Raw genomic sequence first — 25,676 nt, 5'->3', positions numbered from 1 at the left:
CACCGGGTCGTCTTTCTGTCGAGCGACGACGAGGACGCGACCGCTCCGGTGGCGGCCTTGGCCAAACAACTCGGGTTCGCACCCGTCAAGCTGGGAAAGCTCAACGAGGGTGGCGCGCTGGTGCACGCACGCGGCCGCACTTGGGGCCAGCTCATCTTCCAGGATTTGTTCAAGAAGGAGCAGTAATCGATGTATGATCATGTGATTTGGCCCGAGCGATATGATCCGAAAACGTCGGCCATCTACGCACTCAACGACATTGACGTGCAGGCGCCGGCTGAAGTGGTCTGGAAGCTGCTCGTCGATGCCGAGAATTGGTCGAGCTACTTTCCCGCCGAAGATCAGGTCAAGATCTTGACCGGCAAGCCGGAACTGGCGCTTCAAACCAGATACAGCCGGGTGACGGTTGGCTTTCCGATGAGTCTGGTCGTGACGGAGTGTGAACCCTTCCGCAGGCTCGCGTGGGCGACGACGGTCGATGGCGACGAGACCGGCTCGAGCGCGTACCACGGCTGGGTCATCACTCCTACGGTCGATGGCTGCCATGTGCTGACCGAAGAAACGCAGCAGGGCCCTTGGTTCCTTGAGGAACTCGGGCGCAAGCATCCCGGTGCACTCTACCGCTATCACCAGGAATGGGTCGAAAGCCTCGCCCGCGCTGCGGAGGCGGAAGTGGCAAGCAGGGCAAGTTGAATGGGCTTGTCTTAAGGCCTGGCCGGTTGCTTGGGCCGCAACGCTTTCGACCGAACAGTACTGGGCCTGCCTTCGTCCCGAATATTGTCGGTACTCAACAGACGACGGGCGCTTCCAGCCTGGATCGGCGGATGATCACCCACCTACCATTGGAGATAAATGACATGAATATTGAACTCAGGGGCCGCAAGGCGATTGTCACCGGATCCACCGCCGGAATCGGCCGCGCGACGGCGGAGGGGTTTGCCCGTGCCGGTGCATCGGTCGTCGTCAACGGCCGTGGGAATACCCGGGTCGACGAGGCGGTGAGGCAGATGCGGCAGGCCTTTCCCGGAAGCGACATCTCGGGCATCGCCGCCGATCTTGCGACAGCGGAGGGTGCCCAGGCCTTGATCGCGCAGGCGCCGGACGCCGATATCCTTGTGAACAATGTTGGTACGGCTCACATCCGGAGCTACAGTGGCGTCGAGGACATCGCGAAGATCCCCGACGAGGACTGGCTTGGCCTCTTCCAGTTGAACGTAATGAGTGGCGTGCGCGTGACCCGTCATTATCTGCCGCGGATGGTGGCGAAAGGCTGGGGCCGCGTCGTGTTTGTAAGTAGCGAGTCCGCAGTCAACATCCCTAAGGAAATGCTCGACTACGGCATGACCAAGACCGCTCAACTCGCGGTGTCGCGCGGGCTCGCCGAGGCGGTCGCGGGCACGGGTGTCACAATCAACGCCGTCCTGCCGGGACCTACCCGCTCTGAGATCCTGGGCGACTTCATGGCGAAGCAGGCTGACGCAAACGGAATCACGCAGCAGGAGGCCGAACAGGGCTTCTTGAAGGCGATGCGTCCGACCACCCTCATCCAACGCTTCGCGACCACCGATGAGGTGGCCAACATGATCATCTACGCATGCTCGGAGCAGGCTTCGGCGACAACCGGCGCGGCTTTGCGGGTGGATGGCGGCGTGGTCCGCTTCGTCGCGTAGCTGCCGAGACGGTTATGGCGCTAATGGCGCCGACCAGCGGACGGTCGACACCTGCGGCTGAGTTTCCCCTGCCCGGTGTCTTCAGGCCAAATGCTGGCCGTGACCTTCACCTGTTTCTCGACACACCCTGCAACAGGTCGAGGAAGGCGCGCACAGCGGGATTGGCGCGCCGGCTTTCCGGCCAGACCGCCGTGATATTGTGCCGCTCGACCGCATGGTTGGAAAGCACCGGCTCCGAAGCATCGACCAGGATCAGCGGCAGATTATAGTGCTGGCGAAACATCTCCACGAACTGATCGCGCGCTAACTTCTTCGAGCAGCGCGCGACCGAAGATTTGAAGGCCACAAAGTCGCGAAGGTTGGGGTAGGCCCGACGGGGTATGGGCGCCGTTCGAAGAGCGGGGAGACGCCCGACAGAGCGGCAGATCTGTCGGTCGCCTAGAATCTATCGACTGCTATCGATGGCCTAGGATTCGCTCGAGTGTCCTCTGCTATCCGATATTACTCCACAGCACTCCCCTCCGTTCGCGCAGCCAGAGTGGGCGTTTGTGTTCACTCCATCGCTTTCGTTCGCCGACATAGAGCTGCCCGCTTCCGCAGCGTCAGAGCCGATTCTCTACATGTAAAAGCTGTACCTTGGAGCGATCTCCTGCCCGTCTCCGAGGTACTTCAGCACCTGCCGCACCTGTCTTGCCGTCGCAATAGTAATCGGCATTCCGTTGTCGAACTGAGTGTTGTTCCAATTCATCTTGGTCAAAGCCAGGGTCTCGTACGCGATATGCTGCAGTGGTTGACCGAGGACCTGACATCGCAGCATCAGCGGCCGCGGCACATACATTCCGGGATATGTGCGGAAGAAGTCGACGCTGCCGCGCGTGTAAAGGTACGGAAATCGACGCCTCAGTTCGACTTTCTTCTGACCGCTTACAATCTTGGTAGCGTACTCTGGCTTGACGCTCAGAACGAAGTCGTGGCGGAAAGGTCAAGGTTGTTCATTCAGTGACGATCGCAAAATTTCCCACGATCGGGCATTATCCTACGCGAAACAAATTGTGAACCGCTGATTGATCCAAATCGGCGACGGAGGTCACCGAGCGATCGGCTTCCGATATTGCGGTTCGCAAGCCCGCAGGAAACGCCGAAGCAACAGGCGTCACACTCGCCTGTCTGTAACCCAAAGGCCGTAGTGTGGCAGAGCAATGGCTCTTGGGATCATCACAAAAGAAAGGACGCTTGGCTGCCGCTGTTGCAGTTGTGGGAACAACCGCTTTCAAGTCGAGGCAGAGTTTGGGTTAACGACTGAGATGAGGCGCAAAGCAGCCATGCCGCCGTCGCGTGTGAGACTCTGCTTCGGGTCACAAGCAAAACAGCAGCCCTATGGCTCGTCCCTCACATCGCGCAAATTAGACACAACCCGGCGGTTCTGCGACCTGCAGGCGTTGTCGGGGCACTCGCGGACGAGCCTGTCCTTGCCGTAGCCCTTGGCCCACATGCGGTTGCGGTCTATGCCGCCGGCGGCGAGGTAGTCCATCACCGCATCGGCGCGCTGCTGCGACAGCGCCGTTTCACTTGCGCCGGGATCGTCGGCGAAACCCTGCAGCTTGAGCAGCCAGCGCGGATGCTTTGCTAACCAGGCGATCTGGGTGTCGAGGGTGGCCTTGGCGACAGAATCGAGCGCGGCCGAACCTTGCGTGAAATAGGTGCGGCGGCCGACATTGAGGATAAAATCCTCCTCGCTGCCCGGCTGCACGTTCTGGAAGCCGGCAACCTCGGTGTTGGTGATGTTGGGCGTCGAAGGGGCCAGCGTGTTGCTGGTCGAGCAGGATGCGGCCAGCACCAGCAGGCCGGCGGCGAGCAGCCGGCGCGTGTTTTCAATCGTGCGGTTCATGAGGCGCCAATCATTCGACAGTGGTGGAAGCGGGCGCCTGGTCGGCGATGTGCGGCAAGACCTGCACCGCGGTCCCGATCGGGCAGCGCTGGTAGAGGTCGATGATGTCTTCCGGGAACATGCGGATGCAGCCGCTGGAAGCGTCGGTGCCGATGCTCCATGGCTCCAGCGTGCCATGCAGGCGGTAGCCGGTGTCGGCGCCGTCGCGGTGCAGATAGAGCGCGCGCGGCCCGAGCGGATTGTTGGACGCGCCGCCTGCGACCATGGGCGGTAGGTCCGGCTTGCGCTTACGCATTTCGGGGGGCGGGACCCATTGCGGCCACAGCGCGCGGCGGTCGATCGTCGCGCGGCCGTACCATTTGAAGCCGTCCTTGCCGACGCCGACGCCGTAGCGGATGGCGGTCTTGTTTTCCATGATGACGTAGAGGAAGTGGTGGCGGGTATCGACCACGACGGTGCCGACCGGCTCGCTGCTGAAATACTTGACGATCTGGCGATGCCATCTCTTGTCGATCTTGGCGAAGTTGGTCTTGCGATAGACAAAATTGTTGTCGCTGGCGGTACCGGCGAAAAAGGATTTTGCCGCCGCGGCTTGAGCAATATTGCTGGTTGCACCTACCGCGACCAGCGCCAGGCCGCCGAGCACGACACCCCTGCGTGATAAAACCATCGGCAATATTCCCCCATGCCTAAAGCCTGGCGGACCATAGTTGAGAATTATTTCGCCTCAAAGTGGAAAATGCTGCGTTGCTTAAGTCGGCCGTGTCCGGACATTCGGCAATTTGGCGGCGAGTGACCGAATTGTGACTATCTTGCCGAGGACGAACGTCTAACCTAAACCCCCTCCAGGACCTTACCAAATTGGCGCGACTGTTTGGGACCGGGCGTAGTTGCGACATTTGCCCTATCCGGAAGTGTGAGCGATGCCGTGGGCATGATGCATGCTTTTCGTTCGGTTGCTGCGATGATCGTGATGTCCGGCGTGGCAGGTTGCACCAGCATTTCCTACTACGCACAATCCTTGAAGGGTCACGTGGAGATCATGGCGGCGCGCCAGGATGTCGGAGAGCTGATCGACAATCCTTCGACCCCTGGGACATTGCGCGCTCGAATGGCATCGGCGAACGCCATCCGACAGTTTGCGATAGATGAACTAGCGCTGCCGGACAACAACAGCTACCGCAGCTATGTTGACGTTGGTCGAGACGCGGTGACATGGGCCATCTTTGCAGCGCCGGAATTCTCGCTGACGCCACGAACATGGTGCTTTCCGGTGTTCGGATGCGTACCGTACCGAGGGTACTTCTCCAAAAGGTCTGCGATTGAAACCGCTGTCGAACTTCAGAGACAGGGCCTGGACATCTATGTGACGGGCATCACTGCATATTCCACGCTCGGCTGGTCAAGTGACCCGCTGCTAAGCACCATGCTCAGCCAAGATGAAACGTATCTTGCAGGGCTGGTATTCCACGAACTCGCTCACCAGCGCGTCTACGTGCATGACGATTCCTCGTTCAACGAAGCGTTCGCTGTCGCTGTCGAAACAACGGGTGTGAGAAAATGGCTGCGCGCGACCGGCGATACTGCCGGATTGCGCCGTTACGAAGCCGACCGGAGGCGCAGAGCTGAATTTCTTGTGCTGGTGTCGCAGACCCGGGACGAGCTAAGGCATGTCTATGACGACGATGTTACTTCTGAGCAGAAGTGGGCCGCGAAGAAGGCCGCGATCGAACGGCTGAGGACGCGATACCGACAGATGCGCGACAGGCGCTGGGGTGGATACCGTGGATATGACGCCTGGTTCGATGCTCCGATCAACAACGCAAAGCTCGCCGCGACTTCCGTCTACAGCGATCGGGTGACTGCGTTTCTCCGCTTATTCGATTTGTGTTCGGGCGACTATCCACGGTTCTTCGCGTCGGTTCGACGGATAGGAGCGTTAGACAAATCTGACCGCGCCGAAGCGCTCGAGGCGGCAGATACATGCGATTGGGCCGGTCAAATCCGAAGGCCAGAAGCGGCGAATCGGTCGCTGATGTACTCGGCAGCCAGCGCAGGTGATTGAATTGACCATTTGTCGGCCGATTTCCTAGGTACTTTGACGTCGGCGGGGCCAGAAGACGCATGTCGGCCTACAGAAGCCAAAAGCGGACTTGCCTGAACTCCCCGAGGGGTCCTGGACCACAATGATTGCCGGCGGGCTGTGGCGCCTCAGTGTGCGCCCCTACGAGGCCGAAAACCTCACGCTCACGCCGCGCTGCCGAAAATAAGCCTGCATCAGCTTGCGGCCCGAACGGTTGTTCTGTGCCAGCCTTGCCGGATCGAACACCGCCTGTTCTATCCCCTCTCGCGTCAGCGCTGCTTTGAGCGCCGCGATATGTGCGTCGATGTCGGCATTGTTCGCCCGGAGCGATGCATAGATGCTGTCGGTCGCCTCGGCCACGGTCGGCTCGCTCACGGGTGTACTCCTTTGGCTATTCGGGCGGCGGCTTAGCACAGATCAGCGGCTTCGCCGATACCGATAAGACGGCTAGATGGGCGGCAACAGTGTTCCTTGGGGTCGGTTGTGAGTCATAGGTTCCGCCTGAGTCGGAGATCGCAAGCCATGTCGACATGAACGAGTGAGGAGGATTGGACGCACACGTTCGAGTATCCGGGCTTGCCTGCCGCGCGGCTGACCGTCCGGCCGCGCGGAAGTCGTTCACGGCAGGACGTCTACGCGTCAATTCAGGAATTCGAACCGATGACGCGCATCGCTTGGGGTGGCAGTCCGAAGATCTCGCGAAGGTCGCCATGCAGCGAAACGGATAACCCAGCGCCGTTGAGGGCCGGGGAATCAAGACCAACACGGATCGGAGAAGTATTATGAGCTATGCGATTGTAGGATTCGGTGCGGTAGGCCAGGCCCTCGCCCACGCCTTCGCCCGTAAAAACATCGACGTGACCGTCGCGAGCCGCCGGCCACCCGAGGCGCTGGCGCCACAGGCTCGGGCGATTGGACCCACGGTCGTCGCCAAGTCGCTGCGGGATGCACTCGAGGCCGACACAATCATCTTGGCGGTCCCGTTCGGGGAGCATCGCGAGGTTGCGAAGGTCCTGCCGAGTTGGAAAGGCAAGACGGTCATCGACGCGATGAACGCGTTTCCAGTCCCTGAAGAGCTGGACGGTCTCCCGTCCTCCGCCTTCGTCGCGAAGGCGTTCACCGGCGCCAAGCTCGTGAAAGGGTTCAATCACCTGGTCGTCGAGGGCGGCCACCGGGTCGTCTTTCTGTCGAGCGACGACGAGGACGCGACCGCTCCGGTGGCGGCCTTGGCCAAACAACTCGGGTTCGCACCCGTCAAGCTGGGAAAGCTCAGCGAGGGTGGCGCGCTGGTGCACGCACGCGGCCGCACTTGGGGCCAGCTCATCTTCCAGGACCTGTTCAAGAAGGAGCAGTAATCGATCTACGACCGTGTGGTCGACGCCGAGAACTGGTCGCGCGCTAACTTCTTCGAGCAGCGCGCGACCGAATATTTGAAGGCCACAAAGTCGCGAAGGTTGGGGTGGGCCCGACGGGGTATGGGCGCCGTTCGAAGAGCGGGGAGACGCCCGACACAGCGGCAGATCTGCCGGTCGCCTAGAACCTATCGGCTGCTATCGATGGCCTAGGATTCGCTCGAGTGTCCTCTGCTATCCGATACTACTCCACCGCACTCCCTCCTCACTCCCACTCGATCGTGCCTGGCGGTTTGCTCGTCACGTCGTAGACGACGCGGTTAATGCCGCGCACCTCGTTGATGATGCGGGTGGCGGCGGCGCCCAGGAATGCCATGTCGTAGTGGTAGAAATCCGCAGTCATGCCATCTACCGAGGTGACGGCGCGCAGCGCGCAGACGAATTCGTAGGTGCGGCCGTCACCCATCACGCCGACGGTCTGCACCGGCAGCAGCACGGCGAAGGCCTGCCAGATGGCGTCGTAGAGGCCGGCCTTGCGGATCTCATCCAGATAGATGGCATCGGCCTCACGCAGGATCTCCAGCTTTTCGCGGGTGATGCCGCCCGGGCAGCGGATGGCGAGACCGGGGCCGGGGAACGGATGCCGGCCGATGAAGCTGTCGGGCAGGCCGAGCTCCTTGCCGAGCGCCCTCACCTCGTCCTTGAACAATTCGCGCAGCGGCTCGACCAGCTGCATGTTCATGCGCGCGGGTAGGCCTCCGACATTGTGGTGCGACTTGATCGTCACCGACGGTCCGCCGGTGAAAGAGACGCTTTCGATGACGTCGGGATAGAGCGTGCCTTGCGCCAGGAAATCGGCGCCGCCGAGCTTCTCGGCCTCCTCCTCGAACACTTCAATGAACAGCCGGCCGATGGTCTTGCGCTTCTTCTCCGGATCCGACTCGCCCTCGAGCGCGCCGATAAAACGGTCCGAAGCATCGACCAGGATCAGCGGCAGATTGTAGTGCTGGCGAAACATCTCCACCACGCCGGCCGCCTCGTCCTTGCGCATCAGCCCGTGGTCGACGAGGATGCAGGTCAGCTGATCGCCGACCGCCTCGTGGATCAGCAGGGCCGCGACCGAGGAATCGACGCCGCCCGAAAGCGCGCAGATCACCTTGCCCTTGCCGACCTGCTTGCGGATCGTCTCGACCGCGTGCTCACGGTAGGCCCGCATCGTCCAGTCGCCTTCGATGCCGGCGATGTTGTGGACGAAGTTTTGGAGCAGCCTGGCGCCGTCCGGCGTGTGCACCACTTCGGGGTGGAACATGAGGCCGTACATCTTGCGCTCAACATTGCCGAAGATGGCGAAGGGCGAGCCCTCCGATTTTCCGAGCACCTCGAATCCCTTCGGCAGGGAGATGACACGGTCGCCATGGCTCATCCACACCTGGTGGCGCTGGCCGGGCGCCCACAGGCCCTCGAACAACGGGCTGTCCTTGGCGATCTCGACGAAGGCGCGGCCGAACTCGCGATGGTCGGAGCTTTCGGCGACGCCGCCCATCTGCACGCACATCGCCATCTGGCCATAGCAGATGCCGAGCACCGGCACGCCGGCGTCGAAGACGATCTGTGGCGCGCGCGGACTGCCGATGTCGCTGGTCGAGGCCGGACCGCCGGACAGGATCACCGCCTTTGGATTGATGCGCTTGAACGCCGCCTCAGCCGACTGGAAGGGCACGATCTCGGAAAAGACGCCGGCCTCGCGAATGCGGCGGGCAATCAGCTGAGTGAACTGGCTGCCGAAATCGACAATCAGGACGGTGTCGGGATGATTGGCTGTTTTCATGGCGAGCGTTTAAAGAAAGAAACGAGTCGGCGCAATGGGTTGCGGGCCGTCTCTCTCACTCCGAATCCGCATCTTCATGCGACAGGTCAAAACTGCAGCGTGTCAGACGCGATCGCCTGTTCCAGCAGTTGCACCGCCCCGGCCAGCTTCTCGTCGATGACATGCAGGTATTCCGTCCAGTCGCCGACGTGTCTCAGATCGGCCGCCCCGTCGGAAATGCCGCGCAGGCCGATAAGCGGCACGTCGAACAGCTGACAGGCGCGCAGGCAGGCGAAGGTCTCCATGTCGACCATATCAGCGGCGACCGCGTCATAGGCGGCGCCGGAGACGATTGCCGCGCCGGTGGACAGCGTCGCCGGCCTGATGCCCGGTATCCTGAACGGTAGCGGCACACCGACAGGCAGGTCGAGAAACGGCGTGGCGCCCTTCTCGAAACCCAAGGGCGAAGCGTCCATGTCGCGGTAGGCGACCGAAACGGCCTGGTAGATTTCCGTCTGCTCCAGCATCCGGCTGCCCGCCGAACCGAGCGACACGACCAGATCCGGCAGCGCCTTCCCGGCGTGCAGCCGGGACAGTTCGGCGCTGAGCCCGACGCCGGCCTCGACCGGCCCGACGCCGGTCATCAGCGGCGTGAACAGCCGCTGCAAGTGTGGGCCGTATTCGGCTTCGGCCGCCATGACGAAGAGAACGGACTTGCCGGAAATCAGGGTGAGCTCACCAGGTGTCTTGCCGGCCATGATCGTCTGTCCTCCCCTGCCCGTTCCTCAGCCCTCGATATCGTCGCGGCCGAGCACCGTCATCATCGTTCCGGTCATCGTGGCGATCAACTTGGCCTCGCCGTCGGTGGTGAACGCATAGGCCTGGCCATCGGCGACGATAATGGTGCGACCGGGCTTGGTCACCGAGCCGCGGAACAGGAAGCGCTCGCCCCGGCCGGGCGCCAGCAGATTGACCTTGAACTCGATGGTCAGCACGCCGGAATTTTCCGGCATCAGCGAGAATGCCGCATAGCCACAGGCCGAATCGAGAGCCGTCGAAATGACGCCGGCATGAAGAAAGCCGTGCTGCTGGGTCAGTGCCGACGAATAGGGCATTTCGATCTCGATGATACCGGGCGTCACCAGCGTCAGCTCGGCGCCAATCGTCATCATCGCGTTCTGGCGCGCGAAGGACGTCCTGACGCGGTCCTCATAATCGGGAGCAGGAACGATCTTTGCTGCCATGGCCGTCGCCCTTCGTTTCTCGACAAATCTTATTGCAGAGGCATTTATCGCAGAGGGGTGGGCGGCAGGCAATCGCAAATGCTGCACTGCAGCAATTGGCTAAACCTGCTGATAAGAAGCGAGATCGGCGACATCCGGCAACCGTTCAGCCAGCCCGCCGCAGCGCGCAGAAATAAAAGCCGTCGGTGCCGCTCAGCAACGGCGACAGCGAAATGCCGCCCGCGGCGCCAATACGCACTGCCGCTTCGTGGCCCGCAAAACGGCTGTCCCAAAGCTGGCGGTGATCGACCGGGACAAAGCCGGGATGGCGGTCCCGGAAGGCCGAAACCTGGTCGCCGTTTTCCTCGTCGAACACCGAACAGGTGATGTAGACCAGCAGGCCGCCGGGTTTGACGAAGTCCCTGGCGGCGTCGAGTATCGTCTCCTGCTCGCCCTTGCGGGCGTCGAGCTGCCTCGGCGTCAGCCGCCATTTGGCATCCGGCCGGCGCCGCCAGGTGCCGCTGCCGGTGCAAGGCGCATCGATCAGCACGATATCCATATGCTTGCCGAGCGGCGCGAGCTCGGCCGGCTTGGTGACGATCTGCACATTGCGGTTTTCCGAGCGGCGGATGCGGTCGAAGATCGGTGCCAACCTTGCCTTTTCGGCGTCGTGGGCGAAGATCTGGCCGCGATTGTCCATCGCCGCAGACACCGCCAGCGTCTTGCCGCCGGCGCCGGCGCAAAAGTCGAGCACCTGCATGCCAGGCTCGGCGCCGGCCAGTTCGGCTGCAATCTGCGAACCTTCGTCCTGAACCTCGAACCAGCCTTTCTGGAAGGCCGGTTCGGCCTGCACGTTCGGGTGCCTGCCGTCGCCGTCGATCGGCGGGATGCGGATGCCGTGCGGCGCGATCCGCGCAGGCTTGGCGCCGGTCTCCGCCAATTCCGCCAGCACCTTGCCACGATCGGCCTTGAGCGTGTTGACCCTGAGGTCGAGCGGCGGGCGAGTGCCAAGCGCGGCACCCTCTTCCACCCAGGCCGTGCCGAACGCCCGCTCGAACAGCGGCATGCACCAGTCAGGGATGTCTGCCCTGACAGCCGGCGGCGCGTCGGTGAGCCGGCGAGCGGCGAGGGTTTTCAATTCGTCGGCGTTCAGCAGCGGCGGCGCGAACTTGTCGCCCTCGAGCGCCTCGTTCAGCGACTGTGCCGTCTGGCCCCACTCGAGCAGCAGCGCGCCGAAGCCGATGGCGCGCGGCGTGTCGTCGCCGAGCAGCCAGCCGGCGGAGCGTTTGCGGCGCAGCGCGTCGTAGACGATGTTGCCGATCGCGGCGCGGTCGCCGCCACCGGCGAAGCGGTGCGACAGGCCCCAGTCCTTCAGCGCATCGGCCACCGGCCGGTGGCGCCGGCCGATGTCGTCAAGCACTTCGATGGCTGCCGCCAGCCGCCCGCCCAGTCTCATTGTCGTCTTCCATTACTCAGCAAAATAAAATCCGGCCCTGCTCTTAGAGCTTTTCGTGTCCTGATTGAAACAGTCTGTTTCCCCCGACGGCGAGACAATCCATGCAAGGCGGGTGACGAATGTGGGTTGGTGCATCGCGAGCCGCCGCCACCAAGCGGGCGTCGGCATGCGGGACCAAATAATTCGATCAATATATTATAAGCCTCTCATGTTCTTGTCTGGCGAGCACAAGCACACCGGCAGGTGCAACTGCGCTGCTTTGCAACTTTTGCGGTTGCGAATACTCTTTGCGCGGTGATTCGCGTCGCAGAAAAAAGCGGAGCCGCGGGTCGACACGAGGAGAGGGCAATGAAAACTTATCTGGCGGAAGTTCTAGGCACGTTTCTATTGGTGTTCATCGGCACGGCTTCGGTGGTGACGGGCGGCTTCGGCGGCGCGCTGCCGCTTGGCCAGGAAGGTATCGGTCTGGCATTCGGCATCGGCCTGATTGCGGCGGCCTATGCGATCGGCCCGATTTCCGGCGCGCACCTCAATCCGGCGGTGACGCTCGGTGTGTTCCTCGCCGGGCGGATGCCGGCCAGGGACGTCATTCCCTACTGGATCGCGCAGGTCATCGGCGCCATCATCGCATCGCTGGCACTGTGGATCATCGTCTCCGGACAGGTCGGCGGCCACACCGGCGGCTTCGGCGCCAATGGCTGGGACGTGACGAAATGGGGCGTCAGCTCGGCCTTCCTGTGGGAGCTGATCGGCACCTTCACCTTCGTCACGGTGATCCTCGGCGTCACCAACGCCAAGCACACCACGGCCTTCGCCGGCCTCGTAATCGGCCTGACGCTGGCCGGCCTGCATTTCGCCATCATCCCGGTGACCGGCACATCGCTCAACCCGGCCCGTTCGATCGGACCGGCGCTGTTTTCGGGAACTGCGGCGATCGGCCAGCTGTGGCTGTTCATCGTCGCGCCGCTGATCGGCGGCGCCATTGCCGGCGTGGTTGCCAAGGCCGGTATCTTCGAGAAGGACTGACTTTTCGGAGGCCCAACGAAAAGGCGCGGGTCGAGGCCCGCGCCTTTTTTGTTGCGTCGAGAACTTCGTGTGCTGGATCAGGCCGCGAGGTCAAAACGGTCGGCGTTCATCACCTTGGTCCAGGCCGCGGCGAAATCCCTGACGAACTTCTGCCCGGCGTCGGCCGAGCCGTAGACCTCGGCAAGCGCCCGCAACTGCGCGTGCGAGCCGAAGATCAGATCGGCGCGGGTGCCGGTCCACTTGACCGCCCTGGTCTTGCGGTCGCGCGCTTCGTAGACTTCATCGGAGCCGGCGGCCGGATCCCAGACCGTGTTCATGGAGAGCAGGTTGACGAAGAAATCGTTGGTCAACGTGCCCGGCCTGTCGGTGAACACCCCGTGCTTCGACTTGCCGGTGTTGGCGCCGAGCACTCGCAAGCCGCCGACGAGCACAGTCATCTCCGGCGCCGTCAAGGTCAGCAGCTGCGCCCGGTCGACCAGCATCGCTTCGACCGACATCGGCGGCTTGCCCCTGACGTAGTTGCGGAAGCCATCGACTTTCGGCTCGAGCGCGGCGAAGGACTGGACATCGGTCTGTTCCTGCGAGGCGTCCATGCGGCCTGGCGTGAACGGCACCTTGACGTCATGGCCGCCGTCTTTCGCCGCCTTCTCGACCGCGGCGACGCCGCCGAGAACGATGAGGTCGGCAAGCGAGACTTTCTTGTCGCCGGACTGCCCGGCGTTAAACTCGCTCTGGATGCCTTCGAGCTTTTCGAGCACGTTGGCCAGCTGCGCCGGCTGGTTGACCTCCCAGTCCTTCTGCGGCGCCAGTTGGATGCGGGCGCCGTTGGCGCCGCCGCGCTTGTCGGAGCCGCGGAAAGTCGAGGCCGAGGCCCAGGCGGTCGAGACCAGCTCGGACACGGACAGGCCGGAGGCCAGGATCTTCGCCTTCAGCGAGGCGATATCCTGTTCGCCGACCAGTTCGTGGTCGACTGCCGGTATCGGATCCTGCCAGATCAGCTCTTCCTTCGGCACGAGCGGGCCGAGATAGCGGACGACGGGACCCATGTCGCGATGGGTCAGCTTGAACCAGGCGCGGGCGAAGGCATCGGCGAACTGATCCGGATTCTCATGGAAGCGCCGCGAGATCTTCTCGTAGGCCGGGTCGACGCGTAGCGCGAGGTCGGTGGTCAGCATCGCCGGGGCGCGGCGCTTCGAGGCATCGTGCGCATCCGGCACGGTGCCTGCACCGGCGCCGCCCTTCGGTGTCCACTGATGGGCGCCGGCCGGGCTCTTGGTCAGTTCCCATTCGTAGTTGAACAGATTGTCGAAGAAGTTGTTGCTCCATTTGGTCGGCGTCGTGGTCCACGTCACCTCGAGGCCCGAGGTGATGGCATCGCCGGCAATGCCGGTGGCATGCTTGCTCGACCACCCGAGGCCCTGCGCTTCGATGCCTGCGCCTTCCGGCTCCGCCCCGACCAGCGACGCATCGCCGGCGCCGTGGGTCTTGCCGAAGGTGTGGCCGCCGGCGATGAGCGCCACGGTTTCCTCATCGTTCATGGCCATGCGGGCGAAGGTTTCGCGGATGTCGCGTGCCGAGGCCAATGGATCGGGCGTGCCGTTCGGCCCTTCCGGGTTGACGTAGATCAGCCCCATCTGCACGGCGCCGAGATGGCCCTGAAGTTCGCGGTCGCCGGAATAGCGCTCGTCGTCGAGCCACTTGGTTTCCGACCCCCAGTCCACGTCCTGCTCGGGTTCCCAGACATCGGCGCGCCCGCCGGCGAAGCCGAAGGTCTTGAAGCCCATCGATTCCAGCGCGACGTTGCCGGTGAGGATCAACAGGTCGGCCCAGGAGATCTTGCGGCCGTATTTCTGCTTGACCGGCCACAGCAGCCGGCGCGCCTTGTCGAGATTGGCGTTGTCCGGCCAGCTGTTGAGCGGCGCGAAACGCTGCTGGCCGGCGCCGGCGCCGCCACGGCCATCGCCGATGCGATAGGTGCCGGCGCTGTGCCAGGCCATGCGGATGAAGAGCGGGCCGTAATGGCCGAAATCGGCCGGCCACCAATCCTGCGAATCGGTCATCACCTGGTGCAGATCCCTGATCACCGCATCGAGATCGAGGCTCTTGAATTCCTTGGCGTAGTCGAAGTCCTCGTCCATCGGGTCCGAGAGGCTGGACTGCTGGTGGAGGACGGCAAGGTCAAGCTGGTTCGGCCACCAGTCACGATTGCTCCTCCTGGCCGATCCATGTGGGACCGGGCATTTGCCGGCGCTGTTGTCGTCGGTTTTCGCGTCCATCTTTGCCTCCGATTTTGTTGATTTTCCGGGATTTTGTTGATTTTCCGGGCAGGGCCAGCAGCCGCGCCATTCTGGAATGGTTCCAGACTAGCCTGCCCAGCCGATAAAGACAAATTGCCTTTGCTGTTTATTCTGATAGGTTTTCCTTATGATTGGCTTGACCGTCCGGCAGATGCATTATTTCGAAGCGCTGGCGCAGACGCTGCATTTCGGCCGCGCCGCCAAACTCGCCGGCGTCAGCCAGCCGGCGCTTTCTTCGCAGATCGCCGAGATGGAGCTGCGGCTCAATTGCCGGTTGTTCGAGCGCGGCGGCAAATCGGTGCGGATGACCGACGAGGCGCAGGCCCTGCTGCCGCGCATCGAGCGCATTCTTGCCGATATCAGCGACGTCGAGGCGACGGCCCGGCGCGGCCGCCCGGCGATGGAAGGCCGCTTCCGGCTCGGCATCATCCCGACGGTGGCGCCCTATCTCTTGCCGCATGTGCTGCCGGAACTGAAACGGCATTTCCCGGCATTGCAGCTCGAATTGCGCGAGGCGGTGACCGCCTCTCTGGTCGAGGACACGGCTTCGGGAAAGCTCGACGCCTTCGTCGCGGCGCTGCCTCTCGATTACCCAGGCCTGGTCACCGAGGCGCTGTTCTCCGACCGGTTCTTCCTGGCCGTGCCGGCCGGCGATCCCGCCTTCGCCTCACCGCCGGTGCCGCCGGAAAGCCCGGCGCTGGAGCGGCTGATGCTGCTGGAGGAAGGCCACTGCCTGCGCGAACAGGCGCTCGCCGTCTGCGGCAGCGTGCGGCCGGTGGCAATGGCAAGCTACGGCGCGACCAGCCTGACGACGCTGCTGCAAATGGTGGCGCACGGGCTCGGCGTCACGCTCATCCCGGAAATGGCGACAGGACCGGCCAGCACTATCCCCGATCTGAAGATCGTGCCGTTCCAGGAACCGATGCCGCAACGCACGATCTGCCTAGCATGGCGGCGCAACAAGGTGCGGCACGACGAATGTGTGGAGTTGGCGAAGATTATTCGCGGGCTGGATGCGGCGGTGCTGGCGGCGTAGAGCGGCGGATGTTGGGTCCGGTTAGCCCCGAAGCGGACCCGCAAGCCTCTTCGAAAGGGACGACTTCAGTCCCTTTCCCAGGCGGGGAGCAAGCCGCCATGCGGCTCCCCACCAAGGTCCGGCACGATGAATGCATCCAGCTTGCGAAGATCATCCCGATTGGAAGCGGCGGTGCTGGCGGGTGAGGTGCGCCGTACCATCCAGCGGAAGTCTGGTGTTGACCCGAAGTCGACCTTCGCACCTGAATGGCTGCTTTGCGCCGCATCACAGCCGTTGGGTAGGGAAGATGGTCATCCCGAAAGCCGAAAGTCCCGTTTGTTCGAATGATGACAACTAAGGAAATAGGAAACAGCCTTGCGCGCAATTCCGTGCTTTGGCGGTGCCGAGGGTGCTTGACTAGCATTGATCTTTTTGGTGCGGCATCCGCGGCGTGCAGTAAGTGGAGAATACAATAGCGGTGAGGGCCGCGATCGGTGAGGTTCAGTGATGAATCATGCGCAGAGTACCAGGTCAAAATGTCTCCGCTGTGACTTCACCTTTATTAAACGACGGCCCTTGATTTTACTTCACGAGATACGCGGCAGGGGGTGCAACGCCATACCATCCCTCATTCCGTTATGCCTCGTTCTGCTGTTGGGATCTCCGGCAAATGGTCAGTTGGCGCCCGAAGCGTCAGCGGTTGCCACAGCTAACGACAGCTCGTCGGTCGTGGTTTCCGAACACACCAAGGTCGGCAAAGAACCGGGCAAGCCACAACCGAGCGCGCTGGGATCCCGTATATCTAGAGAGCTGGTGCTCAGCGAAGCGCAGGCACTCAAAACACGGGCACTCAAGGAGGGCGCGCAAACGCCGCTCGGCGAGCATGAGGAGGCTTTACGCCGCGAATTGGCCGCAGCACGAGCGGAGCTGGACGCTATGCAGCGCGGCGCACGTGAGCTAAGCGCCCAGGCACACGTACTGGCAGACACGGTGGCTCAGCAAGCACAAGCCCTAAATGAGCAGCAGCGAACAGACGAAGCGCTCGCGCTCGATCTGGAGGCCGCGCAGCGCGTTATCGAAAGCTACAGGGCCGAAGCCAGTCTCTGGAACAGCGAGAAGGCTGCCGCGCTTGGAGCGCACCCCTCTATGGACGCATCCCAGCTTGCTGCGAAGCGAACGCTTGATGACGAGCGGCACAAGGTTGAGCTCTTGGAACAAGAACTTACCACGGCTCGCCAAACTATCGATGCTCTTAAGAAAGGCGCAAATCTGGCAGCCGTCGAGCAGGCCAACGCCATAAGGGACCGACAGGTGGCCGAGGCCGCTCTAAAGCAGGCTCGAGAAACACTCGAACGGGGACACGAACGAGCAGATTCAGCTGTACGTGACCTCGATATTGTTCGCCAGGAACGCGATGCTTTAAAGCAGAACTCGGTAGAATTGAGTGCCGCTCTGGACCAGGAGCGTGAAAGGGCTATCGGTCTAGCCCGCAGCCTCAGTGCCGCGCGTCAGGCAATTGATATTGTCAAGGGTAAGCGTCGCACTGCGGCTGTGGAGCGCGCGCCGAAAGCACGTACGGGCGCCCAACCAGCCCGTAAACCGGGCTTGCCGAAAAAACAGAAAGTGAAGGTCCAAAAGTCGCCACAAACTGCTCTGCTGGCAACCATACCTCTTCCCGCCGCATTGCTTCCAACACGGCCATCCAAAAGCGGCGAGCCGCGCCAGTGAAGACTAGGGAGCGAAAGCCGCAGGGGAGATGACAATGAACAAGTATGTCGCAGCCGCGTTGACGATCGGGATCACAATTGGGCCTGCCTCGGCTCTTGAAGCAGGTGTGGGCGGTAGGGCCGGCGGTGTCGGGGTCAGTGCTGGAGTGAGCGCCGGTTCGCAAGGCGTATCTGTGGGGGCGGGCACGAGCGTCGACGGCGTAGGCGGAGCAAATGTTGGAGCTTCGGTCGGTGCAGATGACGGATCAGTCGACGCAGGCGTTGGTGCCAGCGGCAACGTTGGTGACACAAGCACAAGTGCCAGTGTGGGCGACGATCCGTCCGCCGAAAACGAGGCGGCTACCGCACCCGACAGTTCGACTGCAGCGACGGCCCCTGCCTCTGCCAAGACCGCCAGGCAATTCATCGTGCTGCCACCCGTCCTCAGGCCTTCCAAAGCCGGTGAGGGTGACTTCACCAAGGGGTATCCGTTTGGATCTCTGGGGCCACTGACACCGAAACCCGGTACGCCGATTGCGGTCGTGCGAGCCTGCCGCGCGGCGATCATAGCCGCTGCAACGCCGCTGGGCGCCGTCCGTGTCCACGCGGCAAGCGCAGGCGCCTTGCGTCAACTTCGGGGTGCACTCACGGCGCCGATCGAGGTGCGAATAGACTACGCAAGAAAAGGCGGCATCGAAGTCCGACAGGCGCAAGTCAGTTGCCGCCTCGATGCGTCGGGCAGGGTCACTGCAATAATATAGTACCAAGCCTGATTGCCTGCCCTGTGCACGCCGACAGCGGCACGATCCGCTTCGCTATCTACAAGGCGGCCTTCTTCGTCGGTGGCGCCGTAGGTGTTGGTCAACGGTTCGGTTTGAGCCCCGAAGCCAACCCGCAAGCCCCTTCGAAAGGAACGACTTCAGTCCCTTTTCCAGGCTGCGAGCAACGGGCCTTTGCTTCCGTAGACAGGGTCCTTCCGCGGGCGGTCGACCCTGGGGATCGTCGCGACCGCCTTGGCATGGTCGGCGGCGGTCGTGCATTCGTCATAGGTGCCGGAAGGAGGATAGGCGCCGACGACCAGAAGGTCGTCGGATGCGGAAAGACGCTGGTGTCCGGTGCCGGCCGGAAGCACCGCGACGTCGCCGGCCTTCAGCGACAGCGTTCGTCCCTTGCTGCCGCCAAAGCGGACCTTGGCCGTGCCGCGCGCGACGCCCAGCACCTCATGTATGCGCGAATGGTAGTGAACGTAGTTGTAGATGCCGTTGCGCCAGCTATCGCCCCAGCCATTGGCTTCAAAAAGCGCCTCCATGACAGCCGCCGGATCGAAGTCTTCGGGCAGCGTCACGGCGCCGCGATAGACGACCAGCGGCCAGAACGGATGGTTGGGCACCAGCCCGTCATCCCTGAACCGAAATGCATTCGCTTTGCGCGGCCTCAGGAGGTCGGCGACCTCTCGCCTGTCTGGCCTGGCGATGCCGGTGACCTGCTCGACGGCCTTCTTCGTGGTTTGCAGAATGCTCATGGGGTGGCCCTTGGGTGGTTTGGAGCTCCATGCCGGTTAATCGGCTGCGTGGCGGTTGGTTCCGCTAGGGTTAGAGTTCCGCGATCTGCACCATGGCGGCTCCGCAACAAGGTCCGGCAAATCCTGAATGGCTGCTTTGCGCCGCATTTTTGCCGTTCAGACCACCATTGCAGCTTCCCGAAAGCTGACGGTCTGCTAAGCCGGCACTAAGGCCTCGAATGGGGTGGTAGCGGTTACTCCGCCGGTCAGCCCGCTGCCCAACGATAATAGTCGCGTTGATGTCAATGCGAGCATCCCAAATATCATGCAAGTACTCCTAGTCTATCCGCCCGGGTGGTCGTTGCCACCGTGCGCGGCGATGAACATGGCGACGGCCGACCGGCAATAGGATTCGATTTCGTTGTCGTCCTCTGCTCTCGCCTCATCGAAGCGTGCGATAATCAGGAGATCGGATCCTTTGATAAGCGCGGCAAACAAGCGGGCGGACCGGAGAGGGTCGGTCACGTTCAGAACCGCCTTCGCGTGCAACTGACGCAACAGGGCCTCGATTTGGGCGATGACATGGGCGGGGCCGGCTTCGTAATGGAGCTTGCTTAACGACTTTTGATTCGTCTTGTCGGCCATGATCATGGCTTCGACACTGCGGACGTCCGGGTTCAACAGCGTGCGAAGCAGGGATGATCCCACCGCCATGAGCTGATCTTCGGCCGAACCGTCGACGCCTTCAAAAAGGGCCTGTGGTGCAAACTGATGGCAGCGGGCCGCGATGGCCGCGCTGAACAGCGCCTCCTTGTTCTCGAAGTGCCGATAGATGCTGAGCTTGGATATCTTCGCTCGCTGGGCGACCTTGTCCAATGTCGTCGCATGAAAACCCAATTCCTCAAAGAGTTCGCACGCGGCGTCGACTATCGTTTGGCCAAGCGCCTCATTGGCGGGCCGGCCGCGCCGGCCCTGGCTGTTTTCGGTCACGACAATTCCAGTCCTTGACAGTATCATAATTCTTGAATTACGATACCACGCAGTGTCAAAAATGTGCAAGCCAGGCCCAAGCCAACCCCTCATCCACATACGGAGCCCATCACCATGGATGACGTCATCATCATCGGCGGCAGCTTTGCCGGTCTCGCCGCCGCCCTGCAGCTCGGCCGTGCCCGCCGCAAGGTCACCGTTCTCGATACCGGCCTGCCGCGCAACCGCTTCGCCGGCCACTCGCATGGTCTGCTCGGCCACGATCACAAGCCACCGCTGGACATCCTGGCCGAAGCGCGGCAGCAGCTGGCGCGCTATCCCACGATCAGGCTGGTCAATGCCCGGGCCGACAGGGTCTCCGGCGCCATCGACGATTTCTCTGTCCTCACTGGCGCTGGCGAAAGCCTTGGGGCGCTGCGACTGATCCTGAGCTATGGCGTTGCCGACCAGATGCCTGATGTTCCGGGCTTTGCCGAAGGCTGGGGCACGTCCATCGTACCCTGCCCCTATTGCGATGGCTTTGAAGTCGCCGGCCAGCATTGGGGCCTCGTCTGGTCCGGCCCGCCGTCGCACAATTATGTCAGGCTGTACCACGACTGGACCGACACGTTGACGGTCTTCGCCGATGGTCACGACATTGCACCCGATATCCGGGCCGATCTGGCGCGCCGCAACATACCTGTCGTTGATGGCCGGATCACCGAAATCGCCCGCCACAGGGGCCACAATGCCACCGTCAAGCTCGATACCGCCCCCGATGTCGCAGTCGATATCTTGTTCGCGCATCCGCGCAACAAGCCGTCCGCAAGCCTGCATGAATCACTGGGACTCGCCACGGTCAATACGCCCCTCGGCATCGCCCTGAAGGCCGACGAGCGCCGCGAAACCAGCATACCCGGAATGTACGCCGCCGGCGATCTTGCAAACCCAGCCATGGCTTCGGTCACCACAGCAATATCGCAGGGCGCGACGGCGGGTATCTCAGCCCAGCAGTCGATGCTTGTTTGAGAGCACAGATTGGAGATGAGCATGGCCGTCGAACCGGACAGCGCGGGTGTGCGCTTCCCTCCGCCCTTCGTCTATCTAGGAGCGCTGCTGTTGGGGCTGGCGGCGGAGCGGTTCGTCACCCTGCGCTCTTTCGGCATCGACTGGCGGTTGCTGGTCGCGACGGGCGCGCTGCTGTTCGTTGCCGGCGCGGCGATGATGCTTGCGGCGGCGGGGCTGTTCCGGCGGCTAGGCACCAACGTTCCGCCGTCGCAGCCAACGACCCTCATCGCAACGACCGGTCCTTATCGGTGGACCCGCAATCCCATGTATCTCGGCATGGCGCTTATCTATTCCGGCCTTGCGATCGGCTTCGACGGGCCGATCGCCTTCGCCTTGCTCCCGTTGGTGCTGATCGCGATCCAGACGCAGGTGATCGCCCGCGAGGAGCGCTATCTCGAAGCGAAGTTCGGCGACGACTACCGCCGCTACAAGGCCGAGGTTCGCCGCTGGCTCTGACCATTCCGCCGCTGCCGCCTGCGGGGCCTTCTGATAAACCAGCACCGGCTTCCTTGCCGCGAGCTATCATATTCTGAAGGTTGCGGGCCGGTGTCACGGAAACCGACTGCCGGCTGACGCAGTACACCCGGCACCTGAGGAGACGCACATGTCCAAAACCAGAGACACCGAGGCCAGCATCAGGATCGCTCGTCCGACCGCTCTTGGAGAAGCCTGACACACATGGAGTTCGAACACGTCACCTTCGACCTGCCACACTGCACCTTTCACGCGCTGCAGGGTGGTGATCCCGATGGTCAACCGACGCTCGTCTTGCACGGCTTGCCGCCACAAAATGAGCCGTCGACGTACCGCACACCGATGTCTGCTTTCGAGAAGCGGTGACCAAGAGCGGACAGACCGCCACCGGCCCATATTGAGACGTTCAAGCAGTTTTCCTAACCTATCCGCCTCTGACCGCCCACCTCCCCCACCCCCTCACGGCACAAATATCAAAAACACATACGTGCAAAACACCACAAGGTGCACCAGCCCGGTCAGGAACGTCGTTCTCTCCGTGCTGAAACTCACATTGCAGATGAAAAGCGCCAAGACCAAAAGCACCACGTCGGTCGACGGCAGCCCCAGCGTCAGCCCTCTTCCGGTCAGCAGGCTGGCGGCGGCGATGCCTGGTATTGTCAGGCCGATCGTGGCGCAGGCCGAACCCATGGCGACGTTCAGGCCGCGCTGCAGCTCGTTGTTGAGTGCGGCGCGAACCGCCGAGATGGCTTCCGGCATCAAGACCAGCCCAGCGATCATTGCGCCGACAATGGCGTCGGCCTGGGGCACCTGATAGGCGACGAGCGCATCTTCGACGCTGGCGGCGACCTGCTCGGCCAGCATGACGATGCCGATCAGCCCGATCAGCAGGAGCAGAGCACTAGCGGCAATGCTTTCGTGGGCGTCGGCTGGCACTGCGGCGCCATGTGCTTGTGCGTCGATGAAATCGTCGCGGTGGCGGACAGTCTGCGCGAACAGAAAACCCGCATAGAGCAGCACTGAAAGCACGCTGACGAAGCCGAGTTGGGCGGCCGAGAACGTGCCGGGATCGGTGGTTCGCGTGTAGGTCGGCAGAATGAGCGTCGTAACGCTGAGCGCGACCAGAACCGCCAGATAGGCGCTGGTGCCTTGGCGGACGATTGCCTGCTTGCGATGACGCCAGCCGCCAAACGTCAGACACATGCCGACGACGCCGGTCGAGGTGATCATCACCGTCGAGAAGACGGACTCGCGTGCGAGCGTCGGGTTGTTGGCTCCATGCAGCATGATCGAAACGATGATCGAGACTTCGATTGCCGTCACGGCGATGGTCAGCACCAAGGTGCCGTACGGCTCGCCTACCCGCCTGGCCACCGCCTCGGCGTGGTCGAGCACCACGAAAATGGTGGTGAACATGATCGCGCTCGACAGCGCGCCGATAAATATCCTGGTGCCTAGCGACCCTTCGTCCACCGACACCCCGCTGGCCCTGACCGCGACAGCCATCGCCAGCGCGGCCAGCGGCATGCCGTAGGAAACCGCCGATCTTGCGAAACCACTCATTGTCACCTTTTTGCCTTCCCGCGAATCCGGTGGAAGGGCGATTTGCAACCGCTGTTGCGCACTGCGACCATTCCGGCCCAGAGGAATCGCATATGACAGGTGATGACGAGCCCCATCGCAGCGTACCCCACCCCTAGCCCTTCAAGGGGGAGGGCAATCGCATTTGGATACGCGATTGCGCTGCCCCTGCCTCCGCACACCTCCGCTGTCCCCTAGTCCGAAACATCATGTCACCCGCAGGGAAGCTCACGCGCTAGCCGGGCTTGTTGGCTTTGACGACCTTCTTGCATTCGGGCGTCAGCTCGCTCATGTGACCGGCCAGGCATTTGACGGCGCGGCCACCGCCCGGCAACACGCCCTTGCACAACTTCTGGTAATCTGCCTGGCAGGCCTCACGCTCGGCCGCCGTCTGCGCCAGCGCCGCGGTGGCTGCCAGCTGAGTTGCCAGGAAAAGCACACCTAACCCAAACCGCATGGAACACTCCCCTCAAACATGTTGCTCAAACAACGCCTCTGTCACGCGTAGATACGAACGGAAGGCTCCTCAAGCCGTCTTCTGCGTCACCAATCCCAGTTCATCGATCATCGCCTGGCGCATCAGGTATTTCTGCGGCTTGCCGGTCACCGTCATCGGCAATTCGGTGCGGAAGCGGATGTAGCGCGGGATCTTGAAGTGGGCGATCTGGCCGGCGCAGAAGGCCTTGACCTCCTGCTCCGTGGTGATCTGGCCGGGCTTCAACACGATCCAGGCGCACAGCTCCTCGCCATATTTCGGGTCGGGAATGCCGAATACCTGCACCTCCTTGATCTTGGGGTGGCGATAGAGGAATTCCTCGACCTCGCGCGGATAGACGTTCTCGCCGCCGCGGATGACCATGTCCTTGACCCGGCCGACGATGTTGCAATAGCCCTCGGCATCGATTGTGGCGAGGTCGCCCGTGTGCATCCAGCCGTCGGCGTCGACCGCCTCGCGGGTCTTCTGCTCGTCGTCCCAATAGCCCTTCATCACGGAATAGCCGCGCGTGCAGAGCTCGCCCGGCGCGCCGACCGCGACGGTGGCGCCTTCGGCGTCGATGGCCTTGACCTCGACATGCGGATGGACCCGGCCGACGGTCGAGACACGCTTTTCCAGGGGGTCGTCGACGCTGCTCTGGAACGACACTGGGCTGGTCTCGGTCATGCCGTAGGCGATGGTCACCTCGGCCATGTGCATCAGCGACACCACCTTCTTCATCACCTCGATCGGGCATGGCGAGCCGGCCATGATGCCGGTGCGCAGGCTGGTGAGATCGAAGGAGGCGAACTCCGGATGGTCGAGCAGACCGACGAACATGGTCGGCACGCCGTAGAGCGCGGTGCAGCGTTCCGTTGCCACCGCCTTCAGCGTGGCGCCGGCATCGAAACCCTCGCTCGGGAAAACCATGGTCGCGCCTTTGGTGACGCAGCCCATCGTTCCCATCGACATGCCGAAGCAGTGGTAGAGCGGGACCGGAATGCACAGCAGGTCGTCGACGGTGAGCCGGATCGCCGCGGTGACGAAATTGCCGTTGTTGACGATGTTGTTGTGAGTCAGCGTCGCGCCCTTCGGCGCACCGGTGGTGCCGCTGGTGAACTGGATGTTGATGGCGTCGTCCGGTTTCAGCCCGTCGGAGATGCGGTCCAGCTTGTCATGCTCGTCGCGCCCGGCCATTGCCAGCACGTCGGCGAAATTGAAGATGCCCGGCGAATTCTCCTCGTCCATGCGGATGACGGTCTTTAGCGCCGGCAGTCTGTTGGCGTCGAGCTTGCCGGGGGTGGCCTTGGCGATCTCCGGCGCCAGCGTCTCGATCATGCCGAGATAGTCGGAACTCCTGAACTTGGCGGCGGTGACCAGCGCTCGGCAGCCGACCTTGTTCAAGGCATATTCCAGCTCGACCAGCCGGTAGGCCGGGTTGATGTTGACCAGGATCAGGCCGATGCGGGCGGTGGCGAATTGCGTCACCAGCCATTCCCAGCGGTTCGGCGACCAGATGCCGACGCGGTCGCCTTTCTCGAGGCCGAGCACCAGGAAGCCGGCGGCGAGCGCATCGACGGTGTCCGACAGTTCCTCCCAGGTAAAGCGCTTGTCCTGCTCGACGAAGACGGCGGCATCGAGCGTGCCGTATCTGCCGACCGTATCGGCAAACAGCGCCGGGATGGTCAGGTTGAGCAACGGCACGCTGCGGTCACCGGAGACATGCGCCGTGCCGTCAACCGGCGCAATGAACGAACCGCCATCGCGCTTGCCGCGCAGGTTGGTTGCATTCTTCAACTCGTCGAGATTGATCGGCATCGCCGTGTCCTCCGCAGACAGAACGAGCCTATCAGCCCGGCGGGGTGGTGGAAATCCCGTCGATGGTAGGGCTGGGGTTGGAACTCGCCCTGTCAGGGCCGAAAACAAAAAAACCCGCCACGGCGGGCGGGTGTTCGGGGCCAATTGGCACCATAGCGAGATTAGTAGCATAGCTGCCGGCAAAAGCAAGAACAAAATTGCTGTACATCAGGAAAATCGCTTCGGGTCGGTGCCGCGGCTAGACCGCTGGATCCAACGTTAGTGGTT

General features: G+C 62.6%; 24 protein-coding genes and 2 pseudogenes. 12 read left to right on the top strand and 14 right to left on the bottom strand.

Features of this window, described 5'->3' with window-relative positions; genetic code table 11:
* The 3 genes and pseudogenes from NKJ93_RS29135 to NKJ93_RS29125 form a co-directional block, all read left to right on the top strand.
* A pseudogene (locus tag NKJ93_RS29135) lies at positions 1–186 on the top strand (NADP oxidoreductase coenzyme); the annotation flags it as partial.
* A 3-nt stretch (positions 187–189) separates the two neighbouring features.
* A complete protein-coding gene (locus NKJ93_RS29130; RefSeq protein WP_352493861.1) occupies positions 190–693 on the top strand; it encodes an SRPBCC domain-containing protein in 504 nt (167 codons plus the stop codon).
* Between the two features lie 164 nt (positions 694–857).
* The gene (locus NKJ93_RS29125) at positions 858–1,670 is read left to right on the top strand and encodes an SDR family NAD(P)-dependent oxidoreductase (protein ID WP_023716502.1); all 813 of its coding nucleotides are present in this window, start codon (positions 858–860) and stop codon (positions 1,668–1,670) included.
* A 106-nt stretch (positions 1,671–1,776) separates the two neighbouring features.
* On the opposite strand, the pseudogene NKJ93_RS29120 reads toward NKJ93_RS29125, so the two are convergent.
* From NKJ93_RS29120 to NKJ93_RS29110, 3 genes and pseudogenes are all read right to left on the bottom strand, one after another.
* Positions 1,777–1,902: pseudogene (locus tag NKJ93_RS29120) on the bottom strand (LysR family transcriptional regulator); the annotation flags it as partial.
* 1,143 nt (positions 1,903–3,045) lie between these two features.
* A complete protein-coding gene (locus tag NKJ93_RS29115) occupies positions 3,046–3,558 on the bottom strand; it encodes an OmpA family protein (protein WP_352592618.1) in 513 nt (170 codons plus the stop codon).
* A gap of 10 nt (positions 3,559–3,568) precedes the next feature.
* Positions 3,569–4,228, bottom strand: a complete 660-nt coding sequence (locus tag NKJ93_RS29110; RefSeq protein ID WP_352482339.1) for a L,D-transpeptidase — start codon at positions 4,226–4,228, stop codon at positions 3,569–3,571.
* Between the two features lie 264 nt (positions 4,229–4,492).
* On the opposite strand from NKJ93_RS29110, the gene NKJ93_RS29105 reads away from it, so the two are divergent.
* Complete coding sequence (locus NKJ93_RS29105) at positions 4,493–5,623, top strand: aminopeptidase (RefSeq protein WP_352592624.1); 1,131 nt, start codon at positions 4,493–4,495, stop codon at positions 5,621–5,623.
* A 159-nt stretch (positions 5,624–5,782) separates the two neighbouring features.
* On the opposite strand, the gene NKJ93_RS29100 is transcribed toward NKJ93_RS29105, so the two are convergent.
* Positions 5,783–6,016 (bottom strand): hypothetical protein, encoded by a 234-nt coding sequence (locus NKJ93_RS29100; RefSeq protein ID WP_023716496.1) that lies wholly within the window; start codon positions 6,014–6,016, stop codon positions 5,783–5,785.
* Positions 6,017–6,423: 407 nt separating this feature from the next.
* Here NKJ93_RS29100 and NKJ93_RS29095 point away from each other — a divergent pair, with 407 nt between their 5' ends.
* Positions 6,424–6,996 carry an NADPH-dependent F420 reductase gene (locus NKJ93_RS29095; RefSeq protein WP_352547813.1) on the top strand — a complete coding sequence of 191 codons (573 nt, stop codon included), beginning with the start codon at positions 6,424–6,426 and terminating at the stop codon, positions 6,994–6,996.
* Between the two features lie 262 nt (positions 6,997–7,258).
* Here the strand turns inward: NKJ93_RS29095 and guaA are convergent, their stop codons facing one another.
* The 4 genes from guaA to NKJ93_RS29075 all read right to left on the bottom strand — a co-directional run bounded on the left by guaA (position 7,259) and on the right by NKJ93_RS29075 (position 11,479).
* A complete protein-coding gene (guaA, locus tag NKJ93_RS29090; protein ID WP_352482341.1) occupies positions 7,259–8,821 on the bottom strand; it encodes a glutamine-hydrolyzing GMP synthase in 1,563 nt (520 codons plus the stop codon).
* Positions 8,822–8,907: 86 nt separating this feature from the next.
* Complete coding sequence (locus tag NKJ93_RS29085) at positions 8,908–9,558, bottom strand: 5'-methylthioadenosine/S-adenosylhomocysteine nucleosidase (RefSeq protein WP_023716494.1); 651 nt, start codon at positions 9,556–9,558, stop codon at positions 8,908–8,910.
* A gap of 27 nt (positions 9,559–9,585) precedes the next feature.
* Positions 9,586–10,044, bottom strand: coding sequence for a PaaI family thioesterase (locus tag NKJ93_RS29080; RefSeq protein WP_352482342.1), 459 nt, complete (start codon positions 10,042–10,044; stop codon positions 9,586–9,588).
* Positions 10,045–10,189: 145 nt separating this feature from the next.
* On the bottom strand, positions 10,190–11,479 hold the full coding sequence (locus NKJ93_RS29075; protein WP_352592615.1) for an RsmB/NOP family class I SAM-dependent RNA methyltransferase: 1,290 nt from the start codon (positions 11,477–11,479) through the stop codon (positions 10,190–10,192).
* Between the two features lie 348 nt (positions 11,480–11,827).
* Here NKJ93_RS29075 and NKJ93_RS29070 point away from each other — a divergent pair, with 348 nt between their 5' ends.
* Positions 11,828–12,505: an MIP/aquaporin family protein gene (locus tag NKJ93_RS29070; RefSeq protein WP_023677138.1), complete on the top strand. Its 678-nt coding sequence runs from the start codon at positions 11,828–11,830 to the stop codon at positions 12,503–12,505.
* 77 nt (positions 12,506–12,582) lie between these two features.
* Here the strand turns inward: NKJ93_RS29070 and katG are convergent, their stop codons facing one another.
* Positions 12,583–14,781, bottom strand: a complete 2,199-nt coding sequence (gene katG / locus NKJ93_RS29065) for a catalase/peroxidase HPI (RefSeq protein ID WP_352482344.1) — start codon at positions 14,779–14,781, stop codon at positions 12,583–12,585.
* A gap of 148 nt (positions 14,782–14,929) precedes the next feature.
* Here katG and NKJ93_RS29060 point away from each other — a divergent pair, with 148 nt between their 5' ends.
* The 3 genes from NKJ93_RS29060 (at position 14,930) to NKJ93_RS29050 (ending at position 18,284) form a co-directional block, all read left to right on the top strand.
* Positions 14,930–15,838, top strand: a complete 909-nt coding sequence (locus tag NKJ93_RS29060; RefSeq protein WP_352482345.1) for a hydrogen peroxide-inducible genes activator — start codon at positions 14,930–14,932, stop codon at positions 15,836–15,838.
* 486 nt (positions 15,839–16,324) lie between these two features.
* Complete coding sequence (locus NKJ93_RS29055; RefSeq protein ID WP_352515651.1) at positions 16,325–17,545, top strand: coiled-coil domain-containing protein; 1,221 nt, start codon at positions 16,325–16,327, stop codon at positions 17,543–17,545.
* Positions 17,546–17,579: 34 nt separating this feature from the next.
* Positions 17,580–18,284, top strand: a complete 705-nt coding sequence (locus NKJ93_RS29050) for a hypothetical protein (protein WP_352592612.1) — start codon at positions 17,580–17,582, stop codon at positions 18,282–18,284.
* A gap of 158 nt (positions 18,285–18,442) precedes the next feature.
* Here NKJ93_RS29050 and NKJ93_RS29045 read toward each other — a convergent pair whose 3' ends face one another.
* Positions 18,443–19,045, bottom strand: a complete 603-nt coding sequence (locus NKJ93_RS29045; RefSeq protein WP_352592609.1) for a cupin domain-containing protein — start codon at positions 19,043–19,045, stop codon at positions 18,443–18,445.
* A 321-nt stretch (positions 19,046–19,366) separates the two neighbouring features.
* On the bottom strand, positions 19,367–20,014 hold the full coding sequence (locus tag NKJ93_RS29040; protein ID WP_023716486.1) for a TetR/AcrR family transcriptional regulator: 648 nt from the start codon (positions 20,012–20,014) through the stop codon (positions 19,367–19,369).
* A 114-nt stretch (positions 20,015–20,128) separates the two neighbouring features.
* Here NKJ93_RS29040 and NKJ93_RS29035 point away from each other — a divergent pair, with 114 nt between their 5' ends.
* The 3 genes from NKJ93_RS29035 to NKJ93_RS29025 all read left to right on the top strand — a co-directional run bounded on the left by NKJ93_RS29035 (position 20,129) and on the right by NKJ93_RS29025 (position 21,901).
* Positions 20,129–21,022, top strand: a complete 894-nt coding sequence (locus NKJ93_RS29035) for an NAD(P)/FAD-dependent oxidoreductase (RefSeq protein ID WP_023716485.1) — start codon at positions 20,129–20,131, stop codon at positions 21,020–21,022.
* 21 nt (positions 21,023–21,043) lie between these two features.
* Complete coding sequence (locus tag NKJ93_RS29030; RefSeq protein ID WP_023716484.1) at positions 21,044–21,517, top strand: methyltransferase family protein; 474 nt, start codon at positions 21,044–21,046, stop codon at positions 21,515–21,517.
* 222 nt (positions 21,518–21,739) lie between these two features.
* Entirely contained in the window at positions 21,740–21,901 is a 162-nt protein-coding gene (locus NKJ93_RS29025) for a hypothetical protein (RefSeq protein WP_352592606.1), read from the top strand.
* Positions 21,902–21,994: 93 nt separating this feature from the next.
* Here the strand turns inward: NKJ93_RS29025 and NKJ93_RS29020 are convergent, their stop codons facing one another.
* From NKJ93_RS29020 to NKJ93_RS29010, 3 genes are all read right to left on the bottom strand, one after another.
* Positions 21,995–23,098, bottom strand: coding sequence for a calcium:cation antiporter (locus NKJ93_RS29020; RefSeq protein ID WP_352592603.1), 1,104 nt, complete (start codon positions 23,096–23,098; stop codon positions 21,995–21,997).
* Between the two features lie 253 nt (positions 23,099–23,351).
* Positions 23,352–23,573, bottom strand: coding sequence for a cysteine rich repeat-containing protein (locus tag NKJ93_RS29015; protein ID WP_352592600.1), 222 nt, complete (start codon positions 23,571–23,573; stop codon positions 23,352–23,354).
* A gap of 69 nt (positions 23,574–23,642) precedes the next feature.
* Positions 23,643–25,409, bottom strand: a complete 1,767-nt coding sequence (locus tag NKJ93_RS29010) for an AMP-binding protein (protein ID WP_352592597.1) — start codon at positions 25,407–25,409, stop codon at positions 23,643–23,645.
* Positions 25,410–25,676 lie beyond the last annotated feature (267 nt).

Origin of the sequence: Mesorhizobium sp. M0028 (assembly GCF_040323855.1) — a bacterium.
GTDB lineage: Bacteria > Pseudomonadota > Alphaproteobacteria > Rhizobiales > Rhizobiaceae > Mesorhizobium.
Note: the sequence above shows the minus strand (reverse complement) of the source record. Positions and strands in the feature narration are given on the sequence as shown.